The sequence below is a fragment of the Paenibacillus kobensis NBRC 15729 genome (assembly GCF_004000825.1).
In the GTDB taxonomy this organism is placed as follows: Bacteria; Bacillota; Bacilli; order Paenibacillales; family Paenibacillaceae; genus Paenibacillus_T; species Paenibacillus_T kobensis.
The window spans coordinates 15,120-32,548 of record NZ_BILZ01000004.1 but is presented as its reverse complement, the minus strand read 5'-3'; the positions used below and the strand labels follow the sequence as shown (position 1 = coordinate 32,548).

Annotated in this window: 17 protein-coding genes; 13 read left to right on the top strand and 4 right to left on the bottom strand. The window is 50.6% G+C overall.

The genetic code is table 11. The features are described 5' to 3' along the window. The first annotated feature begins 14 nt into the window (after positions 1–14). The 7 genes from PKO01S_RS04405 (at position 15) to PKO01S_RS29585 (ending at position 5,346) form a co-directional block, all read left to right on the top strand. On the top strand, positions 15–419 hold the full coding sequence (locus PKO01S_RS04405; RefSeq protein WP_127530096.1) for a hypothetical protein: 405 nt from the start codon (positions 15–17) through the stop codon (positions 417–419). 55 nt (positions 420–474) lie between these two features. Further along, positions 475–894 carry a DUF5071 domain-containing protein gene (locus PKO01S_RS04400; RefSeq protein ID WP_127530095.1) on the top strand — a complete coding sequence of 140 codons (420 nt, stop codon included), beginning with the start codon at positions 475–477 and terminating at the stop codon, positions 892–894. Positions 895–1,430: 536 nt separating this feature from the next. Continuing rightward, positions 1,431–2,159, top strand: a complete 729-nt coding sequence (locus PKO01S_RS04395) for a (Fe-S)-binding protein (RefSeq protein WP_127530094.1) — start codon at positions 1,431–1,433, stop codon at positions 2,157–2,159. Next, positions 2,156–3,688: a LutB/LldF family L-lactate oxidation iron-sulfur protein gene (locus PKO01S_RS04390; RefSeq protein ID WP_127530093.1), complete on the top strand. Its 1,533-nt coding sequence runs from the start codon at positions 2,156–2,158 to the stop codon at positions 3,686–3,688. The genes PKO01S_RS04395 and PKO01S_RS04390 overlap by 4 nt, the downstream gene beginning before the upstream one ends. Further along, entirely contained in the window at positions 3,672–4,397 is a 726-nt protein-coding gene (locus tag PKO01S_RS04385; RefSeq protein ID WP_127530196.1) for a LutC/YkgG family protein, read from the top strand. The genes PKO01S_RS04390 and PKO01S_RS04385 overlap by 17 nt, the downstream gene beginning before the upstream one ends. 39 nt (positions 4,398–4,436) lie before the next feature. Beyond that, positions 4,437–5,144: a FadR/GntR family transcriptional regulator gene (locus PKO01S_RS04380; protein WP_127530092.1), complete on the top strand. Its 708-nt coding sequence runs from the start codon at positions 4,437–4,439 to the stop codon at positions 5,142–5,144. Positions 5,145–5,211: 67 nt separating this feature from the next. Next, positions 5,212–5,346 (top strand): hypothetical protein, encoded by a 135-nt coding sequence (locus PKO01S_RS29585; protein ID WP_281278829.1) that lies wholly within the window; start codon positions 5,212–5,214, stop codon positions 5,344–5,346. 80 nt (positions 5,347–5,426) lie between these two features. Here the strand turns inward: PKO01S_RS29585 and PKO01S_RS04375 are convergent, their stop codons facing one another. Next, a complete protein-coding gene (locus PKO01S_RS04375) occupies positions 5,427–6,098 on the bottom strand; it encodes a class I SAM-dependent methyltransferase (protein WP_127530091.1) in 672 nt (223 codons plus the stop codon). A gap of 278 nt (positions 6,099–6,376) precedes the next feature. Here PKO01S_RS04375 and PKO01S_RS04370 point away from each other — a divergent pair, with 278 nt between their 5' ends. Both PKO01S_RS04370 and PKO01S_RS04365 read left to right on the top strand, forming a co-directional pair. Further along, the gene (locus tag PKO01S_RS04370; RefSeq protein ID WP_127530090.1) at positions 6,377–6,814 is read left to right on the top strand and encodes an Rrf2 family transcriptional regulator; all 438 of its coding nucleotides are present in this window, start codon (positions 6,377–6,379) and stop codon (positions 6,812–6,814) included. 146 nt (positions 6,815–6,960) lie between these two features. Continuing rightward, positions 6,961–7,611, top strand: coding sequence for a nitroreductase family protein (locus PKO01S_RS04365; RefSeq protein ID WP_127530089.1), 651 nt, complete (start codon positions 6,961–6,963; stop codon positions 7,609–7,611). A 112-nt stretch (positions 7,612–7,723) separates the two neighbouring features. Here PKO01S_RS04365 and PKO01S_RS04360 read toward each other — a convergent pair whose 3' ends face one another. Continuing rightward, entirely contained in the window at positions 7,724–8,998 is a 1,275-nt protein-coding gene (locus PKO01S_RS04360; protein WP_164779475.1) for a serpin family protein, read from the bottom strand. Between the two features lie 222 nt (positions 8,999–9,220). On the opposite strand from PKO01S_RS04360, the gene PKO01S_RS04355 reads away from it, so the two are divergent. After that, on the top strand, positions 9,221–10,225 hold the full coding sequence (locus PKO01S_RS04355; protein ID WP_127530087.1) for an aldose 1-epimerase: 1,005 nt from the start codon (positions 9,221–9,223) through the stop codon (positions 10,223–10,225). A 162-nt stretch (positions 10,226–10,387) separates the two neighbouring features. Then, entirely contained in the window at positions 10,388–11,632 is a 1,245-nt protein-coding gene (locus PKO01S_RS04350; protein WP_127530086.1) for an acyltransferase, read from the top strand. A 113-nt stretch (positions 11,633–11,745) separates the two neighbouring features. Here the strand turns inward: PKO01S_RS04350 and PKO01S_RS04345 are convergent, their stop codons facing one another. After that, positions 11,746–13,773, bottom strand: a complete 2,028-nt coding sequence (locus PKO01S_RS04345; protein WP_127530085.1) for a beta-galactosidase — start codon at positions 13,771–13,773, stop codon at positions 11,746–11,748. Positions 13,774–13,872: 99 nt separating this feature from the next. After that, the gene (locus PKO01S_RS04340) at positions 13,873–14,754 is read right to left on the bottom strand and encodes a helix-turn-helix domain-containing protein (RefSeq protein ID WP_281278831.1); all 882 of its coding nucleotides are present in this window, start codon (positions 14,752–14,754) and stop codon (positions 13,873–13,875) included. A gap of 335 nt (positions 14,755–15,089) precedes the next feature. On the opposite strand from PKO01S_RS04340, the gene PKO01S_RS04335 reads away from it, so the two are divergent. Then, positions 15,090–15,332 carry a hypothetical protein gene (locus PKO01S_RS04335; RefSeq protein ID WP_127530083.1) on the top strand — a complete coding sequence of 81 codons (243 nt, stop codon included), beginning with the start codon at positions 15,090–15,092 and terminating at the stop codon, positions 15,330–15,332. 176 nt (positions 15,333–15,508) lie between these two features. Then, positions 15,509–17,425 carry a 1,4-alpha-glucan branching protein GlgB gene (glgB, locus tag PKO01S_RS04330; protein ID WP_127530082.1) on the top strand — a complete coding sequence of 639 codons (1,917 nt, stop codon included), beginning with the start codon at positions 15,509–15,511 and terminating at the stop codon, positions 17,423–17,425. Positions 17,426–17,429 lie beyond the last annotated feature (4 nt).

The window sequence follows — 17,429 nt, the reverse complement described above, 5'->3', positions numbered from 1 at the left end:
TTTATGGAGGTTATATGACTCATAAAGTGCCTGCGTCATTTTGGTGGATTTTGATTAGCTCTAGTGTACTGATGCTCATTTCGCTTACGACAGGGATCATGAATATAAGTTTAGATCGTCCTCTATGGTTAATAATCTTTTCTTTTGTGCCGGTGCCTGTTGTATTGTTGCTTATTGTGACCAGTATAATTGATCTTATTAAAGGCAATCAGGTTATCTGTGGTGTGTTGAACGAGAAGAAGGATATTGTCAACGGATACCGATTGCATATACGTCAAGATGGCAGCGAGCGGCTGCAAACGTTCCGTATGAATCTAAGATTTACGGAAGCGTTAGCAGATCTGCAGATCGGCGAAAGCATCGAAGTCCGATATTATAAGCTTACAAGGATCGTAGTTGACGTGCGTAAATTTCAATAGAACGATCGTAATGAAAGCAGCTTCGAGAGCGGCTGTTGGAAGGGCAGGATAGGATATGGTTTATTTGTTTCCCATTAAGGAATTTATTCCGAAGAACAAGTTTGACTACGAAGCAATAAATAAATTAAAGTCTATTGATCCGGCTAGATATAACCTTCAACCAATAATGAGTCAACTGTTCGAATGGATTCAAGACATCAATTGGCCGGTTGCACAGGAGTTGTGCCCTGTCCTAGCCAGCCTGAAGCCAGAGGATATTATTCCACATATTAAAATGGTTTTGCAGAGCGGCGATGATTGTTGGCAGTACGCATGCATTCAATTTCTTATACCTGCTTTACCTACAGAGGTTAAACTTGAGATAGCACCGGATTTATTAAGGATAATAAAGGCTCCGACTACAAATGAAAAACTTTGTGAGATTGATGAAACGGCTAGAGAAATATACGAGGATATCATTGGGAAGTTAAGTTGAAACTGTCGCGTTGCTTGCACGATAAATAAGGTGCTAACAAAGTTGCTTGATTCGTGATATGTCATTAGGCGCATCCATTTACACAGGGGAGAATCCCCTGCAAAAGTGGGGAGTGCAGTAGTAGAGCGTGTTCTGGAGGGACGAAAGCGAGGATTACTCTAACTGTTGTGAGGGGCGGCGAATAGGCAGCGGACGTGGGAGAGTTACAAGATACGAAGGTAGAGAGCGGACCCCGGAGGGGTGGAAAGCGGGTGGAAGTACAGACGCCATAGATTCCGCTTAGGGGAGTCCAGAGGGCGCGAGCCCTATGGGGCCCTCCCTTGCAGGGAGGGTTTGGGTGGGTGGAAAGAGCCCTTTAGGGCTTGGGTGTTTAAAAGTTAGGGGGCGAAGGGGGAGAATCCCCCATCACACATCTCCCATCACACATTCCACTTGTCTGACAACCTGATAATATAATATCATATCAATATATTAGCCTTATATTAGCCTTATATTAGCCTTATATTAGCCTTAGCGGCAGCTAACGAGGTGTGCGCATGAAAGTGTCATTATTTATTACTTGTCTAAGCGACGCGTTCTACCCGAATGTCGGTGAGTCGATGGTACGGCTGCTTGCCAGGTACGGAGTTCGGCTCGATTTCCCGCCTGTACAGACATGCTGCGGCCAGCCTGCATACAATAGCGGCTATTGGGACGATGCCCGCAAGACGGCAGCGACTATAATTGAGGCGTTTGATGAAAGCGATTTCGTCATTTCGCCTTCCGGCTCGTGTACCGGAATGATTCATCATTATCCGAAACTGTTCGAGCATGACCCGGTCATGCGGGTCAAAGCCGAACAACTGCAGGCTAAAAGCTACGAGTTTACGCAGTTTCTCGTTCATGTTCTCGGTGTCACCGATGTTGGTGCAACGTTTCCGCATAAAGTGACCTACCATCCCTCCTGCCACGGCAGCCGGCTGCTTGGCGTCAAGGACGAGCCTCTGGCACTTATGCAGCAAGTGAAAGACATGGAGCTTGTTCCGCTGCCATTCGCCGAGGATTGCTGCGGTTTCGGAGGGACGTTTGCCGTGAAGATGGCCAATATTTCGGGGGCGATGGTGACGGAGAAAGCCGATCATGTGCTTGAATCGGAAGCGGAAGTGCTCGTCGGGCTCGATATGGCATGTCTGATGAATATTGCCGGCAACTTGAGGTACCGGAACAAGCCAGTGCGTGTCATGCACCTAGCAGAACTGTTGTATGAAGGAGTGGAGCGGGCATGAGCAGTACGGCGGCAGGGTCGAAACAGTCTACGGTGAAACAGAGGGCAGAACTTGCGCTGAACGATGAGTTTCTTCGCAAGGCGGTTAAGTTTACGACGGAGAGGCTGCGGTCCGGCAAGAAGAGTGCGTCCGAAGAGCACGGCAACTGGGACGATTGGCGCGAACGCGGGCGGCAAATCCGGCTGCATACGATTGCTCATCTTGATTATTATTTGAATTTATTCGCAGATAATGCACGCGCGAATGGCGTACATATCCATTTTGCACAGACCGATGTGGAAGCGGTTCGCATCGCCCTTGAAATCGCACAGCGCAAGCAAGCGAAATCCGTCGTCAAATCGAAGTCGATGGTGACCGAGGAACTGCACTTGAACCGGGCGCTTGATTCGATCGGCGTCGAAGCCATCGAAACCGACCTCGGCGAATATATTATTCAACTTGCCGGCGAGACTCCATCGCATATTATTATTCCCGCCATTCACAAAAACCGGTACCAGATTGCGGATTTGCTCTCGGCTGAGGCCGGAGAGACACTGGCGCCGGATACGCAAATTTTGGCCGGCTTCGTCCGCAAGAAGCTGCGCGAGAAGTTTCTCGAAGCGGATATCGGCATGACGGGCTGCAATTTCGCGATCGCGGAGACGGGATCGATGGTGTTGTTCGAGAACGAAGGCAACGCCCGGATGGTGACGACCGTGCCGAAGACGCAAATTACGCTAATGGGCATGGAACGGATTATACCTTCCTTCGAGGATTTGGAGGTTATGGCGACTCTGCTGCCGCGCTCGGCCACCGGCCAGAAGCTGACGGTTTACATGTCGGCCATTACCGGACCGAGACGCAGCGACGATGCCGACGGTCCCGACGAAATGCATATCATCATTGTCGATAACGGACGGTCTAATCAGCTCGGCGATCCGGAATTCCAAGAGCTGCTCAACTGCATCCGCTGCGGCGCTTGCTTGAACGCTTGCCCGGTATACCGTCATATCGGCGGCCATGCTTACGGAGGAACGTACAGCGGTCCGATCGGAGCCGTGCTCACGCCAGCTTTGAACAGCAATGTGGCGGAATGGGACGATATCGCGAACGCATCGAGCTTGTGCGGCGCCTGCTATGAAGCTTGTCCGGTCAAAATCCCGCTGCACGACATGCTGGTCTACTTGCGCCGGCGCAAAGTAGAGAGCGGAAACGGCAGCAAGCTGGAGTCGGCCGGAATGAAAGGATTCTCGGCTGTTATGGGCGATGCGAGAAGAATGCGTTCCGCATTGAAGATCGGCCAGTTCGGCCAGAAGCTTGTTGTCCGCGAAGGGGGCATACGGCTGAGGCTCGGACCCCTCAAAGGCTGGAACACCTATCGCGTTGCGCCGAGTTTGCCGAAACATACGTTCCGAGACCGGTGGAAGGAAGTGGATCGGGATGCGCAGATGAAAGGCAAGCCGCTTGATCCAGCCGTTCAAGCCAGGATGGAAGCGATAGTGAAACAACGACAGCAAGGAGGCGGACATGGACATGGCGGACACGCATAAAGAATGGTTGCAACAGATGGAGCTGCAATCGCAAGCGAAGCAGAAGTCATTCATTGACGGTATCTCGGCGAAGCTTGGCCGGCCGCGGACTGAGCAGCCTCCGGTACATCCGTTTCGCGGAGCGCCGGATTTTTGGCGGACGTTCGAGTGGACGGCGGAAGAGCGCATTGAACGGTTCGGAGCGAACTTCCGTGCGGCAGGAGGCTACGTGGAAAGGCTGTCCGACATGGACGAAGTCAGGCGGTTTATTTCGGACAAAGCGGTCGAATGGAGTGCGAAATATGTTGTTCGTCAAGGACAGCCTGAACTGGATGAATTGAACCTCGAGGACGCGTTAGAGAACGCGAACGTGGCGGTATGGAATTCGAGCGTTGACGAAGAATGGAAAGCGCGTGCGGCAGAAGCGGATTTCGGTGTCGTCCTGGCGGACTACGCCGTTGCGTACACAGGGTCGATTACGGTATTATCGTCGAAGAACAAAGGCCGCTCGGTAAGTTTGCTGCCAACGGTGTTGTTCGCGGTCATACCGGCAGAGCGGATGAGGACGCGGCTAGGCGAACCGCTTCAACAATTCGATGCGATCGGACGCGAGGAATTGCCTGCAGGCATTCATTTTATATCGGGTCCGAGCCGTTCGGCTGACATTGAGAACGATTTGACGATCGGCGTCCACGGACCGGGCGTCGTCTATGCGCTAATTGTAGGTTAACGAAGTAAGCGCACCGTGATGGAGGAGTAGTTGAACCGGATGGAAATAACGAGGCTTGAGAAACGAAACCATTATGAAGAAATCAAAGATCAGCTTGTTCAGTTCATCACGAGCGGCAAGCTGAAGATAGGAGACAAGCTTCCTTCGACGAAGGAGATGGCGGAGCAATTCGGCGTTGGCCGATCGACGATGCGGGAGGCGCTTAGCGCTCTGAAGGCGATCGGGATGATCGAGATCCGCCAAGGAGGCGGGTGCCGTGTCGTAAGCGACCAGCCGCTTAGTGAAGCCGCTCCAGCGGATACGATTCGACTGCAGAGCTCAACCCTTCTGGAGTTATTGGAAGCGAGACAGTCGCTCGAGACGTCGAATGCGGCAATGGCAGCCCGCAAGCGGAGCGAAGAAGACGTTGCTAAGCTGAGAGATATTGTGTCGCGTATGGAAATGGCAGCCGGTGACGATGAAGAAGGGGAGCGGCTCGATCTGGCTTTCCACCAAGCGCTTGTGCAAGCGACGCGCAATTCGATCATGGTGCTGCTGTTCGAAACGATAATGCTGCAGACCGAGAATGCGATAAAAGACGTCCGGAGAGCCGAGATGTATGCCAGCCGTGCCGTAGCCGAGCAGTTGTATCGCGAGCACAACGCCATTTGCGAAGCGATAGCCTTAGGCGATTCGGAGGCCGCTGCTCTGGCGATGCGCGCGCATTTGGAGCATGTCGAAGCGATCGTGACGAAGCATATCCAATAGGAGGTACAGCCTGGCATGCATGGGTTCTTCAACGATGGCTCATCCTAAGGCCAACGGAGGTGATGACATGACAGGGCGAAACAGCAAACCTAGAAATGACGGACCTGCCGCTTCTCCTTCTCAAGTCGAACAATTCGGCGCTGAGCTTCATGGTGAGAGCGGCAACCTTCCGAAGAAGAAAAAGCCAGGAAGCTGTCCTTAACCGGCATGTTAACTTAGAAGCAAAGACAAAGACCGTTCCCTTCTTCATTCAATGGGAACGGTCTTGTTCTTGTTATTCGCTCAGTTGGTTTCTTCGGCACGAAAGGCGTATAGCCGGCCTCTTGCACTGTTTGTTCGTGTTTCGTGCGACACATAGGAATCGAATTCGCCGGCGAATGAATAGCCGCATGACCGCACAATGCGCGCAAATGACGGAAAATCCGCGAAGCTGTCATCGAAGGTGAGAACAAGCAATCCCCCTGCTCGTAGGACACGCCGAAATTCGTCAAGCGCGGCTTGTGCTTCCTCCGTTGCAAGCCGGTCCAGGACGGAAAGCCCGAATACGATGTCGAATTTGCCTTCTTCATAAGGCAGCGCGGCAATATCCGCTTGGATGAAACGCAAGCTGTCCAAGCTGCTTGAATAGGCCGCACCATTCGCGGGATCGCCTTCAGTTTCTTCCTCTTGGCCGACGTCCAGCCGTTCAACGACGGATTGAAGGGAAACGATGCGCGTATTAGCTGCCGCGATACTGTCTGCTGACACAGGCTGTGTGATGAACCGGAATGTATTCGGCAATCCGGCTGCCGTATCAAGCATCACTCCGCCGGAGTGTACGAATAAGCCGGCCCAAGCGTGAGGCTTCGGGCGGCTCCACCAAGCGGAAGGGAGTGTAAACTCCAAACGGCTGGCCGGTATATCCGCTTGATCATCCGTATCCTTCAAGGACTTCGACGTAGGTTCTGTCGTCATGGTGGTTCCTCCTTCTGGCGCCGCCGGTCGTCGAATTAGGGAGGCGTACTATAACTTTATGGCGGTTTGTTTAGGTTTTATGCTTGACTGGATGCAGTTGGAAAATAGATTGACTATTTTGAAGTCCTCACTGGGGACGATATGCGAAGCAGATCGGCCTATTGGACTACCGTTTACTATTGATTGGTTAGTCATGGTTACGTATTGTACTAGTCAAAATAATGCTAATGCGCTATAGTGTTTTTAGTTAAGAACGTCATGGGGGAGGGGACGGCAAGATGAATATGGTCCGTAACAGCTGCTCGCCAAGCTTCCGTACTTTCGGGCTTGCGGTGCAAGCGATGGTCGTCCTCGCGAATAATCAACAAAACTGTCCGAGCTGCTTCCTGGCAGAGCAATTGCAGTCGGAAGCGACGCTTATGCGCAAGATAATGGCGCAGCTGGCGCGAGCTGGACTGATCGAGACGCGGGAAGGCCGGGACGGCGGATATCGGCTGACACGTGCTGCCGGCTGTATTACGCTGGCTGACATTTATACGGCGCTTCATATCGGCGGCGAGATGTGCAGAACGATGGGGGAAGCGACAGGCACTCACCCGTTCGGCATGCAGATGAAGACCGTTTTTAACGATCTGGTCACCGAACTAGACGAATGCATGCTGGCCGTTCTGTCCAAGCATACGGTTGAGGAATATGTTGGTCGAGCTATTTGTTAAAATGAGGAAATTATACCTAGGAAGGTGCTGTTGACAGCACCTTTTTGTATCGCATATACTGTGACTAAAGATGAACAGTTAATGAGCGTGTATTTTTTTACTCTTAACTGTGCGAGATTACACACAGATAATGGAGGGAACCTACAATGACTACAACTAATCAAGTTTCGAGCCCAGAGTTCCAAACGGTTATCCGCGAGCGTCATTCTGTCCGTAAGTACGACCCAAGCTTCCGCATTACGCGCGAAGAGATGGAACAAATGCTGCAAGAAGCGACGCTGGCGCCGTCTTCGAGCAATCTTCAGCCTTGGCGTTTTCTCGTTATTGACGACCAGAGCCTGAAAGAGAAGCTGCTTCCGATTGCCTTCAATCAACAGCAAGTCATCGATGCTTCGCATGTTATCGCGGTTCTGGCGGATAAAGAATCGTACCGTTATGCCGATACGATCTATAGCCGGGCAGTTGATGTGAAATTTATGGATGCGGAAACGAAGGAACGGATGGTCGACCGCATTACGGGCGACAGCTCTCCATATCGAAATGCCGAAATTGCCAAAGATATCGGATTAGTGGACGCAGGACTAATCTCGATGCAGTTCATGCTCGTCGCGAAGGCGCATGGATATGACACGGTGCCGATGGGCGGATTCAACAAAGCCCAATTTAATGAGTTCTTCAACGTTCCGGACCGTTATGAGACGGTAATGCTGATCGCAGTCGGCAAAGCAGCGGTTCAAGCGCACGCTTCCGTAAGGCTGACGCTGGACGAAGTGTCGTTCTGGAATGAGATTAAGTAATCACCAATAAGAGGTTTACGCCGTACGAAGAGGCTCCCGAAACGTTATTCGGGAGCCTCTTGTTGATTTATGAGTTGGCTAATAAATCGGATGGACGTTTTCCGTTATTCCGTTATTCATCTGAGGCTGAAGCTGGATTGTACATTGAACCGGTAAACAATTGAACGCCGGATTGCAAATCCTCGATCGCGAAGTAGAACGGGCGATTGACGTTCATATTGAACGGGACGGGGTCGACTGCTGGTGCGGAAGTCGCTACGGTTTCGATTGAGGTAACCGCAGCGGCCTCTGTCCCTTCCTCGCTGACTTCGATGATGCTCTTGTGCAGCACTTTCGAGATGACAAGATCGCGCTTGCCGGTTATGCCGGACAGATCGGCGGCATTGCTGTCGAACGGCAGCTTCATGCCTAGCTTTTGCAGAGCATCGTTTAGCTTTGCTGAATATTCCATCTTGAACTTCGGAAGCCGGATAGAGCCGCGGTGCTTGGCGAAGCGGTCGCTGACGGTTATTTTGCCATTCCACAGCAACTGTTGGAAGTCGTCCAGCGTTTTGCCGTTTGCGGGCAGGACGATCGTCATCGCCATCTGGCCTTCTCCGTATGGCAGCCGGATTGCTTCGTAAGAATCCGTTTTCTTGTATTCGAATTGTCCGGATTGCGACATAAAGGCTGCCGTTACATCACTGCCGTCAATTAAATGGAAAGGGGCGTCGGACGTATCGCTTTTACGGAAGGGTTCTTTCCATTCTCCATTAAAGTAGATGGCATTCAATAGCATGAGCACGGTATCGGGATTAACGGAATCCGCATCGAGCAGCTTTTTGATCATCGAATTCGTATGCTCGGATACCCAGCCGTTGATTTGCTTAGCGGTATTGTGCGGATCAGTGAAATCGGCTTGCTTCGGCTCTGCGCCATAGTATTGGTGCAGCGTGTCCGTGAAAGCGGTAAGGAGGGCTGCCTTCTTATCTGACCACATCGAGTTGGCGATTCGGAGCTCGACGCCTGCTCCAGGTTCGGAGATGAGGCTGAGCAACTGTTGATAGGCGGCATTTAAATCCTGGGCAGACTTCCCGTCCCACCCGAGCACATGAAGCAATTCGTTCAGCGTGTCGCCTTTGCTCCCGTTCGCTGCCATGGCAAAAGCAGTCGAGATGCTAAGCGGAGACAGGAACACGTTGTGGCCAGACTCCGATTTGACAAGCTGCTCATGAAGCCGGAGGCCAAAATGATTGGATGATTGCACAATCGTCTGATCGATGCTTTCGGACAGTTGTTCGCGCTGTTCCAGTGTAATCGGCTTATGCTGGTTCGTTGCTGAGCTGCACCCGCTGGTCAGTACAGTGGCCGCAATCGCGGCAGAGGCGATGAATGTTCTCATGCGCATAGTCGAACCCCCGTCTGTCGTCTTATGGTTGTAACATGGATTGAATAAGAAACGTAGGAGAAAGAATAAAAGTTGCGCCAATAATAGGGATAGAAGATGTTTCCTCCGAATAATGAAGGAATCGTTTGCTCTTGCAGCCTTACTGTTCGTATAATAGATAAGGTGAGGGAAGTTGTACATACAACTTGAATATAATAATGCGATTAGGGGTAGTGATCAAATATGGCAAATGAATCCGTGTTCGGATTGTTTAATGGGGTAAAAGCGTTATGGCTTCGGCATGGCAAGTACGAAGCGGCACTGTTGCCGGGCGTTGGGGCGAATTTGATTGCTTTCCGCGATATAGAAGCGGGCTACCGCATGTTGCGCGAACCAGCTGAGTCAGAGATGGAATCGTTTCTTGCATCGCCAGCTGTGTACGGCATCCCGGTATTGTTCCCGCCGAACCGGTACCGTGACGGTAAATTCGAAGTTGCAGGCATTGAATATCAACTGCCGGTCAACGAGAAGGCAACGGGCAATCATCTGCACGGCTTCTTCACGGACAACGAGTGGGAAGTGGTCGAACACGGGGCGAACGAAGAAGAGAGTTTCGTCGTCGTTACGTATAAGGTCGACGAGAACGACAGCATTTATAAGCTGCTTCCGCACCGGTTCGAGCTTCGCCTTCGGTATTCGCTCTCTTCGAACGGCCTAACGCAGACGAGTACCGTCACGAACAAAGGTGACAAAGTGCTTCCTTGCATGCTCGGTTTCCATACCGCATTCAATGCGCCATTCGCACAAGGCGGCAAGCGTGAGGATGTAACGGCTCGGGTAACAACTGGCGTGCGTTGGGAGCTTGACGGACGTATGCTTCCGACAGGAGACACGATCCCGATGACCGAAGCGGAAGCGGCAATGAAAAGTCCGGAAGGCGGATGGCCGTATGCGGAAGCGCTCGACAACCATTATTCCGCGGCACCGGTCGACGGCCGCAACTTCTGCGAAATCGTTGATCATCGCATCGGCGTGAAACTTGTATACGATGCAGGTCTTAAATACAAACAATGGATGATTTGGAATAATGGCGCGTCAGCAGGCTACTTCTGCCCTGAGCCGCAAATTAACTTGGTTGATGCGCCGAATGTCGATCTGCCTAATGAAACGAAAGGCTTCATCACCCTTCAACCGGGCGAAACTTGGAGTGAAACGAGTCGTATTTATACGGAATCGGTGCTAGCGTAACCCGATAGATTAAATAAGCTTGTCGTCTATACTTAATAGACGGCAAGCTTATTTTTTTTAACTTTGGTGAAACTTTACAAAGATTTATGTCGTCTATATTAAACAACTATGCGAAAATATTCATATTAAAAGAGAATAATCGATGAGTTCAGGAGGGATTACATGCGAGATGGAGCGCTGAAGCGCCCGCTTAAGCTTCCGCAGCTTGATCTATTTCGGTTTTTCGCCATTTGCGGCGTAATTAGCGTGCATTCGTCCTCAACGGCAGCAGCAGTGGACGGCATTCATTCCAAGTATTTTCCGATCTTCAATGTCATGAACATATTTTTTAAATTCGGGACGCCGTGTTTTATTTTTCTTAGCAGTTTTGTCTTATTTTACAATTACTATAATAGACCTGATACGGGAGCGTTGATCGCACGCTTCTACCGGAAGAGAACGTTATACATTATTATTCCTTATCTTCTCATCTCGATCGCTTACTTCTTGTTCAATAAAGGATTGAACCACTCTCCTTGGCTCAATTGGCATGATGAGTACGCGAGGTTTGTGAAGAAACTGTTGACGGGTTCGATGCATACGCATCTATATTTTGTATTTATTAATGTGCAGTTTTACTTATTATTCCCTTTATTCCTGATTGTATTGAAGAAATTGAAGTGGGCTCCAATATGGGCGTTTCCGGTCGGCTTAGCGCTTCAATGGGGCTACGTATTGCTTAATCATGAGTACAACTTCCAATGGTATGTGCCGAAGGGCAGCTTGGCGATTACGTATTTGTCTTACTATATGCTAGGCGCTTTTACGGCGATTTATTTCGACCGGCTGCGCGGTTGGCTGACATCCGGATGGAAGCAGATGAATGTTGTTCACCGTACGGCAACGTTGGCCTTATCTCTGAGTTGGCTGGCGGTTGCAGTCGTTCATGTCGCAATCTGGTACATGTCGAGGCTGCATCATACCCGGTTCAACTCTCTGCTGTTCGAATTGCTTTGGAACGTGCATACGCTATTGTCTGCTTATTTCTTATTGTTCGCCGCATTCCAACTGCACCGGTTGTTCGCGGCTAATAAGTTGATCCGGCTTTTGTCGGTAATTGGCCAGCTGTCGTTCGCTATTTATCTTGTCCATCCGATGGTGCTTGCACTCTACAGGAAGACAGGAGCCAGCATTTCCCCGTTCGTCTCGGAGTATGTATTCTGGATCTGGGGCGGATTTGCTGCCGCGCTTCTCGTATCGCTTCTTGCCGTTCATTTGCTGTTCCGGTATATACCGGGCACATGGTTGTTGTTAGGCGGAAAACCGGCCTATCAAGGGCAAAGAGGGGAATCGGCATCGTCGGGGACAACCAGTTCGAGTGCCAGATTCGTTCCGGCTGGAGAGCGTAACCAGAAGGCGAAGGCATAAAGCATTTCGGCGTGAAGCTGCTTTGCAAGTCATGACTTGCAAAGCGGCTTTTTTTATTTTGAATATAAAAAAGAATGAGCAGAGACCGCGCTCTGCCCATTCGTTTGACTATGTTATTTTTCTTCGATGATAAGTACGCCGCGTCCTGCAATGACGATTTGTCCCTCGGCTTTCGATTCCGTCAGCAGCTCAGTTCCAGTGACACTGCCAAGCTCGATCGTCTGCGCATCGGCATTATGGTTAAGTACGAACACATATGATTGCCCGTCCTTCGTGCGGCGCGTCGTCTCGATGCCTGCTTTCGGCGGGATGATCGGGGGGATACCGCGGTCTGCGCAAATCTGTCCAAGCAAGCCTTGCAGGAACGAGGGTTCTGGACTGGATGCGACATACCAGGCATCGCCTTGTCCGAACCGGTTGCGCGTGAGCGCCGGCATGCCTTGGTAGAAGTCTTCGCCGTATTCGGCGAAGACTTCCGCTCCTTCGCTGTGAAGGAGGTCGCACAGCAGACTGCATTCATATTCGCCTGCCAGCGAACCGGCAGCATCTTTCATGATGATTCGGTTCGTTTGGTTCGGGAATAACGCATCAATCTCCTCGACCCAGATGCCGAGCAGCTTCCGGAGCTCGCCTGGGTATCCTCCGAGCGTCACAATGTCGTTCTCGTTCACGATTCCGCTGAAGAACGTCGTAATGAACGTTCCGCCATTCGCGGTGAACTGCTCCAATCGTTCGGCAACGCCAGGTTTGACCATATAGAGAACCGGAGCAATCAGTACGTCGTATTGGCTGAAGTCGGCATCGAGGCCGACCATGTCGACAGCAATGTTCTGTTGATGCAGGGCATCATAATAGTTGTGGACTTCGTCTGTATACTTGAGCGCAATCGTCGGACCGCTCGAATATTCGATTGCCCACCAGTTGTCCCAGTCGAAAATAATGCCGACCTTCGCAGATACGCGGGAATCGAGCAGCTTGTCGCCTAATTGTACAAGCTCGCCGCCAAGCTGGGCGCACTCCCGGAATACGCGCGTATGTTCATGGCCGACATGTTCGATCAATGCGCCGTGATATTTCTCGCATGCTCCGACGGAGCGGCGAAGCTGGAAGAACATGACGCTGTCTGCGCCGTGCGCGACGGCCTGATAACTCCATAGCGACATGACACCAGGGCGTTTAAGCGAGTTGTATGGTTGCCAGTTCTGTTGGCTCGGCGTTTGTTCCATCAGCAGAAACGGCTGGCCGTCCTTCAAGCCTCGCATGAGATCATGCATCATTGCGGTGTAGCTGAATGGCGTATCGGCGGAAGGGTAGTTGTCCCACGAGACGATATCCATATGTTTGGCCCATTTGAAATAGTCTAAAGGTTTATAGGCCCCCATCAAATTTGTCGTTACTGGAATGTCAGGCGTATGTTTCTTCAGCTCCGCATACTCCAGTTTATAGCAATCGAGCATGCTGTCGGAGTTAAAACGCGTGTAATCGAGCGAAATCCCTTGGAAGCAGGTATGACGGCTGGACCATTGCTCGCTCAACATATTCGGAGGCACGATTTCTTCCCAATCATAGAAGGTGTGGCCCCAGAATTTCGTGTTCCATTGTTCATTCAGCTTATCTAACGTGCCGTATTTGTTGCGCAGCCAGCCACGGAATGCTGCCGCACAATTATCGCAGTAGCATTCGCCGCCGTATTCATTCGAAATATGCCAGAGCAGCAGCGCAGGGTGATTTTTGTACCGTTCCGCGATTTTGTCGGCAAGCTTTGTCGAATACGTGCGGTAGACAAGGCTGTTCGGACACGAATTGTGTCTTCCTCCGAATTTGCGCTTGCGTCCTTCGAAGTCGGTGCGCAATATTTCCGGATATTTGCGGGCCATCCAAGCGGGATGGGCTCCTGTGCTTGTAGCAAGACATGCGTATATGCCGTTCGCGTGCAGCATATCCATTATCTCGTCGAGCGTAGAGAAATCATACGTCTCGTCGTTTGGCTGAAGCATCGCCCAAGAGAATACGTTGACAGTTGCAATGTCCATGCCAGCCAGACGGATCATTCGCATGTCTTCGGGCCATACGCTTTTATCCCATTGTTCAGGATTATAATCGCCGCCATATAACATTTTGGATAGTTTCGATGATATCAAACAAATCAGCCCCTTTGCATGTGTTATATGTATTTTACATCAGCCTTTTGGGCTCATACATATAACAATCAAAGGGGCTGATATAATAATTCGGAACGATCAGCGTCTGCCTATCTCCGGCCACAGCGTATTGACGTCGACATTTAATTCGGAAGCGACCAGCTCTGCGGTCAGCCGCTGAGGCTTCAATATTTTACCGTTGCGAAGCTTCGAGATCGTCTGCATCGAAATGCCGGTCAATGCCGATAACTGGCTCGCCGAAATATCCCGTTTGGCCATCCATATTTTGAGCTTCATCCCCGGCTGATCGGCCTCCTCGGATTCGCGCATATCCCAGACGGAGAAGGCGTACTGCTGAATATGGCCGAATCCGTCGAATATAATGCAGATCGTGGCGCGCAGCTCAAGTTCGCTCAGCTCATCGAATTTAATTGTGTGCACGACGATATCGCACGGATATTCGGCCATACCGCAGCTTAAGAGCTGTTCGCGAATCGTATCGTGCTCGGACGGATCCAAATAATCGAAAATCGATTGATTCACGATCGATATGTCGGACATCGTCTGCTGGACATGCGTATTGAACATCCGGATCAAGTACTGGCTGTCGCAGATGCCTGTGTACAAGGCTTTTCCAGTTCTCGATTGTTGTTCTAACCATTTCTCGGCACTCATATCCTTGGCAATAATCAGAAACATTGGCCGGCCTTCCTCGTCGTGCGCATCGATCGACTTCACGTTTAGCTCGACCAATTTCTGGTTGCCCGAACCAGTTTCGAGCATCGTTTCCGAAAGGCCCTCCGGAAGAATTGCGTTTTTAATATCGGCTAATCTTGGGAAAAGCTGTCGAAACGGCGTTTGAGTCAATTTATGTTTATCGTATCCGGTTAATCGGATAAACGATGGATTGGCTTCAATAATAGTGAAGGAACGGCCGTAGCGTCGAACGACAGCGAGCGGTTGTTCGATTGTATGAAAGATGTGGCGAAATATATCCTACCATTCCTCTCTCTTAAATAAATCATCCTCATGAAACAGTATAGTTGTTAGCGGCAGGAACGGACAATGATACAAAATAGCTATTTGTTCCGGATGTTTCCAAAGTAAGCGGTTTAGAGTTGGCAAAGTAAGTGCTTTATTTAAAAATTTAAACCTGTGCGCACGATTCGGACGTTGAAGCGCCTATTCCGATAACGGAAGGTGCTGCGGGGCTTGCTTGGTCTCTTATCGCGCTTTATCCGGGCATCAAATCTCGTTATGATAGTATTTGCTCATCGAATAGCAGTATTGTTAAAACAGCAGGGGGAAAGCGCACGATGAACTCGAATACATGTGACATTAACGATTGTACAAAGCCTGTTAAAGCGAAGGGACTTTGCTCTATGCACCACCAACGAATGCGCCGGCATGGCAATCCGCAGACGGTAAAGACTAGAGGGGCGAAGGAGCCTTCGGTTTGCGGATGGGCGAATTGTACGAGAATGGCCGTCAGCAAAGGGTGGTGTACGAAGCATTACTATATTAACCGCATCAACGGACAACAATCTACTCTTACCTGACGAGAATTATGTCATATTTATGAGAATTTTGTGTGATATTCGTGTAAATTAACTTTCCATTAATTTTGAAAATAGGGTTTCAAATTTTCATTCAGCTTTGTATAATAAGGCTAATCACCGAGAGAAGCTTGCTAACCAAATAAATATGGACGGTATGTCTGACAGGAGGTGTTACATTGCCGAGAACAGCCACGCCGCCTTATGGACTAACCATGCATGATGTTTATCTATTTAACGAAGGTGCGCTGTATCAAAGCTATCGGACATTCGGTGCTCACCGAATGAAATGGAAACGAAAGTCGGGCGTTCGATTTGTTGTATGGGCGCCTAACGCCTCCGCTGTAAGAGTTGCCGGCGATTTTAACGACTGGGATGGAACCGGCAGTGAGCTTGAACGGTTCGGAAGCACCGGCGTATGGGCCGGATTCATTCCGGGGATCCAAGAAGGTGCAGCCTACAAGTACGAAATCGTTACCGCAGACGGGCGCATATTGCTCAAAGCCGATCCTTATGCATTCGGCGCCGAGCTTAGACCGAATACTGCTTCGCTTGTAACTGATCTGAACGGTTACGAATGGGGCGACTCGGATTGGATGGCGAACAAGCGAAGTTCCTTCGATCGACCGCTCCTTATTTACGAAGTGCACGCCGGCTCCTGGAAGATCCACGGCAAGGAGCTGTTCCTCTCCTACAGTGAACTGGCGGACCAGCTAGTTGACTACGCAGTATCGATGGGCTATACCCATATCGAGCTGCTCCCGCTCGCTGAGCATCCGTTCGATCGGTCTTGGGGATATCAAATTACCGGCTTTTATGCAGCTACCAGCCGATATGGCACACCGAAGCAGCTAATGCACTTCGTCGACCGCTGCCATCAGCAAGGAATAGGCGTCATCATGGACTGGGTTCCAGGCCATTTTTGCCGGGATGATCACGGACTCCGCGAATTCGACGGCACGCCGCTCTTCGAAGGCCCTAATTGGCGCAAAGCCGACAAGCCGCTATGGGGAACGCTATCCTTCGATTTCGCACGAAGCGAAGTAGTCGGTTATTTAATTTCGAACGCTTTATACTGGTTGGACGTTTATCATATCGACGGCCTTCGGGTAGATGCAGTTGCCCACATGGTCGATCTTCATATGGATAAACCGCCTGAGCTTTGTACGCTCAACCCCTATGGCGGCAAAGAGGATTTAGACGCGCTCCGTTTTCTGCGGACGCTGAACGAAGTCGTATTTCACTACTATCCCGAGACGCTAATGATTGCCGAAGATTCCTCAGCTCAGCCTGCAGTCACATCACCTACCTACCTCGGCGGACTCGGATTCAACTTCAAATGGAACATGGGCTGGATGAACGATATGCTGCGTTATATGCAGCTTGACCCGGCCGACCGCAGACACAACCACGACCTCATCACGTTCTCACTTCTATACGCATTCTCGGAAAATTATGTGTTACCGCTATCCCACGACGAAGTTGTACATGGCAAAAGATCACTTCTGCACAAAATGCCTGGTTCATACGAAGAGAAATTTGCTCAGCTTAAATTATTTTACGGCTACTGGATTACACATCCCGGCAAGAAGCTGCTGTTCATGGGCGGCGAGTGGGGGCAGTTCGATGAATGGAAAGATCTTGAACAGCTCGACTGGATGCTGCTTGATTACCCGATGCACCACAGCATGCACCGTTACGTAAGGCGTTTGAACACCATCTACCGCTGCACTCCGGCTTTATGGGAACGGGATACGGAAGCGGATTGCTTCCGCTGGATCGATGTACATAACGCCGAGCAGAGCGTCATTAGCTTTGAACGGAGGGGACGGGACGTCGATGAAATCGCCGTCGTCGTCTGTAATTTCTCGCGGAACGATTACGGTGAATACCGGATTGGCGTTCCTGAGCCTGGCCTTTACAGCTTGCTGCTGCACACTGGCGATAGCGAAGAAAGTGCCGAAGGCAGCGTGACCTATACCATATGCAGCGACCCGATTTCTTATCACGGGCGTGGACATAGCATTGCGTTTTCGCTTCATTCTTTCTCGTTTTTGTTATTCCGTTATGAAGGAAACACGCCACAATTATTTTAACTAG